This window comes from Acinetobacter sp. AKBS16, from assembly GCF_002899995.1.
Taxonomy (GTDB): Bacteria; Pseudomonadota; Gammaproteobacteria; order Pseudomonadales; family Moraxellaceae; genus Acinetobacter; species Acinetobacter baumannii.
This window is the reverse complement of sequence record NZ_POYH01000063.1, coordinates 27,143-32,952: the sequence shown is the minus strand read 5'-3', so window position 1 is coordinate 32,952 and position 5,810 is coordinate 27,143. Positions and strand designations below refer to the sequence as shown.

Sequence of the window (5,810 nt, the reverse complement as noted above, 5' to 3'; positions counted from 1 at the left end):
CTTCAGCACGTGCCACATGGGTTGTGCCTGTTGTCATCCACACCACAAGGTCTTTATTTTCAATATTTTCGTTGTTGCCAATGAACTGTCCTAACCCTGTATCATGAGTCGAACGGTTTGAATATTTCCCTTCAGGATAGCGTTCGTCTGGATTGTATTGAGTCACCCAAATTTGCTTATCCATAAAGTTCAAACGTTTAAATAACCATTCATCTTTAGAAAAATTGGCTCCTTTCGCCACAGGGTGTGTTCCACCTGCAAAAGGAATGAGCTGGTAAGAAACCGGATTACCTAATTTATTTTCCTTATTGAAATTCGTGAGTAAGCGAATGGTAGATGGATCAAACTTTTCAGCTGCATTTTGCTCATTGGTAATGACTTTACTGTCAATTTGCATTGAACTTGTACGAACACCACCTTTGTCATTGGCTTTCACTACAGGGTCCATATGCATAAAGCTGTTGTTTTCCCCATCTACATCCATATCTAAGCGGAAGTTATAGATGTGCTGATGCGTTGTACCCACAATATTATGGTCAATTAAAGTTCCATATTTGGTGTCTTCTTTGGCGGTACTGTCATGCATGGTGCGTGATTTAACACCTTTAACAGCTTCAATACCCGTTGCACCAGCATTAATTCCAATTACACCATTTTGGGAAAATACCCAGTCAAACATGTAATCGTAGTTTCCAACTGTACTAATCCAGCGCACGACAAGTTCACGGCGTGCTTCACTCGCATCCTGATTGCCAAAAATTTCGTGATGTTTATATTCAGGTCCTGCATAACGTTCAAATACAGCAATGGCATTTGGAATTACTTGTGGCTGGCCTTTGTAGTCTGCAATCACGGCATCAAGTAAAACAGCGTTGTCGGGTGCATCTGTTCCCGGAATAATAGATGAGGTAAGTGTTCCCATACCATATTCGCCAGAGTCCAAATAAGATTTGAAGTACCAACCGATATCAGGGTCACCATATGGAACCACCATTCCACCCAAGTTACCCTCATACATGACTTTACGCTTTACGCCCTTATCTTTGTAAGTCACGGTTGAAAGCTGTAAGCCAACACGAGAATCTAAGGCCACATGCAAACACCAGTTCCCCCAATGTATGGTTTGACCGGTAATGCTAAAGTTCTTACCCTCAGGTTCAGTAATATTGAGTGGTTTTAACTTACTTGCTACGGGCTTATTCGACATATAAGGTCGATTTGCCATCGGCACAGGAATGATCGCACCTTCTTCAATCTTGATAATTTTTTCTTTATCTAAATCGACTACAGCAACTAAATTTTCAATTGGATGCGCCCAATAGTTACCATCCCCAACATCGAGGTAAGCGACGACTTTTAATATATTGAGTTGTTTATCCAGACCATCTTTACCGCCAAAATATCCAACAGTTAGCGGAGTAGCGATCACTTTCTTCACATCGGTAATGCCGCGTTTGCGTAACGCATCTTGATATTCTTTACTCGTCTCAATTACACGCTGTACGGCTTCAAAATTATCAAGCAACACCATACCGTGAGTATCTTTAAGTACATTCCATTTTGTGACTTGTTGAGTATTAAGATTAACTTCACCTTCAATCGCTTGATTGCCCTTTAATAAAATAAATGAGGCAATACGATCTTCTTTAAAATCTTTATGATTAATAAAGTAATCCCATACTTTGGCTTTTTCAGGTTCTTTAAGCTTTAACTCGGCAAAACGCATATTTTTATAAGCGTATTTCGAGCGGTTAATCACATCAAATGTCTTTTTAATTTCGTCAGAATTTAAGCTATTGAGCGGGTGAAAGGTATTTTCAACTTTAAAAGTTTGATCTAACCCCGACTGGAAGACTTCGTTAAAAAAATCTTTTCCAATAACAGGCTTACCATCTTTGATTAATAACGGGACACTGAGTTTTAAAGGTTTGCCATTCACTAAAACCTGATTTGAGTTTGGCTTGGCTCTCACCACTATAGAGCCTTTGGTAATTGTATAGGTATTGGTAAAGTCATCTTTAACAACTTTAGCGCCTTGCTCACTCATGTTTTGATAAAGTGAGACCATGTCGGCCTTTCCACCATGCGCAAACGCTTGAGTATTGAGTCCCCAAAAGCTTGCAGCGATTGATAAGTTAAGTGCCAATATTTTTTGTATGTCATTCAATAATCGTTGTTTACGCATGGGTTTCATCCTTTTCATCTATCCCTGAACTATCTGAATCAGACAGTTAAAATGCACTTCCTGTGAGTGAAATTCATTAGACCAACTTAATAGTTTTATGGTTATTAAGCTTATCTAACCTGCTCTAATGAATTTAATTTCAACACAGTTACATAGGGCTAGCTTGTTCAAGAATGACGTCGAATTTGTCTAAAAATGACATTAAAAGAAGAAATATTTAAACCGGCATACCCTCTCTAAATTCTTTAGGAGAGATACCATAGGTCTTTTTAAAGATCTTTGAAAAATGAGCACCGTCCCAGAAACCCCACTTCAAGGCAATTTGGGTAATCGAACTCTGTTTGTTCTTTTTATCAAGCAAATCCGCTTTGACTTTTTCTAGGCGTTTTAGCTGTATATATTTGTTAATAGATAAATTTTCTTGAAGGAATAAACGGTAGAGATGTCGTAGTGATACCCCAATATGCTCTGCAATTAATTTAGGTGTTAAATCTGGTTTTGCTAAGTTCTCTATAATAAAACGCTCGGCTTTTTCCATCAGGTTATTGGAGCTATGAACATTTTTATAATTGATTGTGGGTTTGATTAAGGCAATCAGCGCATCTTCAAAAGCGTTACCATCTTCGGTTGCGTACCAAAGTTTGATGTTTTCAGCAGACATATTTTTCAAAATATTCTTGAGTAAAAAACCACTCATATTTTGAGTAATCAGTTTTCCAAAATATTCGGTACTAATATTTTCTTTAAGTAATTTTTCACGCGACAGGTGCACTGAAATCTGACTCACCAAACCTTGCGGATACATCGAAATTGTTTCGACCGGGTCCACCAACACAATATCGCCTTCATTTAGGCTTAAGGTTTCATTCTTATACTCGAGCAGCATTTTTCCCGAATACTGCAAAATCAAAAAACAAAAACGATTATTCACTCGATCGATTTCATCGGCTTTTCGGACAATTTTATTGGCATTGTTTTTGATAAAAGCAATTTCGGTATCGCCCAATAAAAAGCACTGAACCTCACCAATGAATAAATTACGGGTTCCATCAAAATCGGTTTCAAAATTGCCGCACACATTTTTAATATGGTGCGTCCATGTGAGTAATGCATCACTTACATATTGGTTCATCCCTTACCTCTCTATACATGTGCCACCGCTCAAAATTTTATGTTTGTGGTGGTGCACTGTCTTGGCATATTTGCAATCATGTTTTATTGATAAACAAATTGTGTGCCAAAAATTCCTTATCCGTGGAATTGTTTTGATGATAGTCAGCTAGATGTAAAGAAGCTGATAAATCAATTCAATTTATCAGCTTAATGGGGCTTATGCTACTCCCGCAAAATCTCGCAGCATGGTAATAAAAATATTCTTTTGTTCCTCAGAATACTTTTTAAACACCTCATTTTGGTGGCTATCGGCAATATCAAACAAATACTGCGCCGTTTGTTGGCCTTTTTCGGTCAGGGCGTACAAATTATCATGATCGACCAATAATCCTTCAAATTTTAGAATTTCAGCCGACCTTTCAACTTCTTGCATTGGCATAGCAATATCTCGCGGTAAATCTTCTTTACTAGAAGCAGTACCACTTGCCAAAACAAGCAAGAGCCGTGATTCACTGGTACGGAAACCCGAAGCCATTTGCTTAGGAATATAGTCGGTTTGATAAGCTTTAAAAGCACGGCTCATCAAGTAGCAGACATTATTATATAAGTGCCCATAATGTGTTTGGTCTACGCCGCTCTGTTCAGTTTGCTTAACTTGAAGGCTTGGATGCGGCATGACACAAGAATATGCACCTTGATGGTAAACCAGTGGGCTTCGGCCTTGATCATGGAAACGAACCACTTTACCAATAATAATCCAGTGGTCCCCACCTTCAATCACTTGATAACGTTCGCACTCAAACACTGCAGAACAATTTTCTAAAATGGGTGCGCGTCCTGCACCGAGTTGAAAATTTGTGTCGGCAAATTTATCTATATTGCGTCTCGAAAACTTATTAGACAGCTCAATTTGCGTGCCCGATAAAATATTGACTGCAAAATGTGTTGCTTCTTCAAATACTGAAAAACTTGACGATTTTTTATCAATGCTCCACAAAATAAGCGGTGGGTCGAGCGATACCGAGTTAAAACTATTTGCGGTTACACCGACTTTCTCACCTTGTGCATTTTGTGCAGTAACAATGGTAACGCCTGTTGCAAAATTTCCTAATGCTCGTCGGAACTGTAGTGGATCGACCGTAAACTCATCTATTTGTTGTAATACATTCATCATCTTTCTCCTAAACCTTCTCTTACATCCATATAAATCGCGAGAGCATTAGATATCTAAAACTAATCTCGGTGTTTTAGAGCGTGAACAGCACACTAATATTTGCTCATTGCTGGCTTTTTCTTCGTCAGTAAAATAAACATCTCTGTGATCTGGTTCGCCTTCAATTACATCGCACATACAGGTTCCGCATACGCCTTGCTCGCAAGACATTTCAATCTCGATGCCTTCTTTAGCCAAAGCCTGCAAAATGGTTTCGCCAGCTTCGACCATAATGATTTTTCCGCTACGCTCAGCCACCACTTCAAATGAATCTCCCGATGTGTCGGTTTCGACTTGGAAATACTCTTTGTGGATTTGCTGCTCAGGAAAATCGTGAGTCGTGGCGAGGTTAATCACCCAATCCATGAAACCGACTGGACCACAGGTATAAATATGACTTTCAGGATCAATATCTTTAATGGCAGATTCAAAAAATGCTCTGTGGCTTGCGCCTTCGGATTTAAAATGGAAAGTTGTGTATTGTGCTAACACACCATTTTTAATTTCATCAACAAAAGCACATTTTTCAGGGCTAGCACCACAGTAGTGAAGCTCAAATGATGCACCTTCATGTGCAAGTTGATATGCCATCGTAATTAACGGCGTAATCCCGATTCCACCGCCAATCAATACACTGTGCTTGGCTTTTAAAAGTGGGAATAAGTTTTTCGGCTCACTGACCTGAATTTGCATACCATCTTTAATTTCATCAAATGCAGAAATCGAGCCACCACGTGATTCAGGGTCACGTAAGATTCCAAGGCGAAACTTTCCTTCGTCATTTGGATTTTGGCAAAGCGAATATTGGCGCACCATACCATTCGGTAAGTGCACATCAATATGTGCACCGGGTTCAACCTTTGGTAATGCAGCAGAAGTTGCAGATTCAAACTCCATAACTGCAATATTTCCACCTTCCACATGGCGATTTTTAACGACAACATCATAAAGTGTAGTCATGATTTAACTCCCTTTTCATGGTTAAGCGATTGGCTTAACGCATGAATAAACCACCGTTAATATCCCATGTTGCACCAGTCACAAAACTCGCATTTGGACTTGCAAGCAACCCACAAGTTTCAGCAATAAAATGCATACTTCCTAAGGCCTTAACCGGAATATTCTGGATGAACTGTTCCATTTTTTCGTCTGGCACCACACTATGAACGATTGGTGACTCCATTGGTCCCGGTGCAATCGCATTGACCGTAACACCTTTTGCCGCAAACTCTTTGGCAAAGATTTTGGTTAACGTCACAATGGCCCCTTTGGTTGCCGCGTAGTGTGCACCCGTTGCAG

Annotated in this window: 5 protein-coding genes; all 5 read right to left on the bottom strand. The window is 39.5% G+C overall.

What is annotated here, in order from left to right; genetic code table 11:
• On the bottom strand, nt 1-2,194 hold a 2,194-nt coding region (tynA, locus tag C1642_RS11240; RefSeq protein WP_103236351.1), incomplete at its 3' end, for a primary-amine oxidase.
• A 208-nt stretch (nt 2,195-2,402) separates the two neighbouring features.
• Nucleotides 2,403-3,317, bottom strand: coding sequence for a transcriptional regulator FeaR (gene feaR / locus C1642_RS11235; protein WP_032018323.1), 915 nt, complete (start codon nt 3,315-3,317; stop codon nt 2,403-2,405).
• A gap of 198 nt (nt 3,318-3,515) precedes the next feature.
• Complete coding sequence (locus C1642_RS11230) at nt 3,516-4,472, bottom strand: p-hydroxyphenylacetate 3-hydroxylase reductase component (protein WP_103236350.1); 957 nt, start codon at nt 4,470-4,472, stop codon at nt 3,516-3,518.
• Between the two features lie 45 nt (nt 4,473-4,517).
• On the bottom strand, nt 4,518-5,471 hold the full coding sequence (locus C1642_RS11225) for a PDR/VanB family oxidoreductase (protein ID WP_000210288.1): 954 nt from the start codon (nt 5,469-5,471) through the stop codon (nt 4,518-4,520).
• A 34-nt stretch (nt 5,472-5,505) separates the two neighbouring features.
• A partial coding sequence (locus C1642_RS19185; protein WP_228153841.1) for an SDR family NAD(P)-dependent oxidoreductase occupies nt 5,506-5,810 on the bottom strand: 305 nt, incomplete at its 5' end.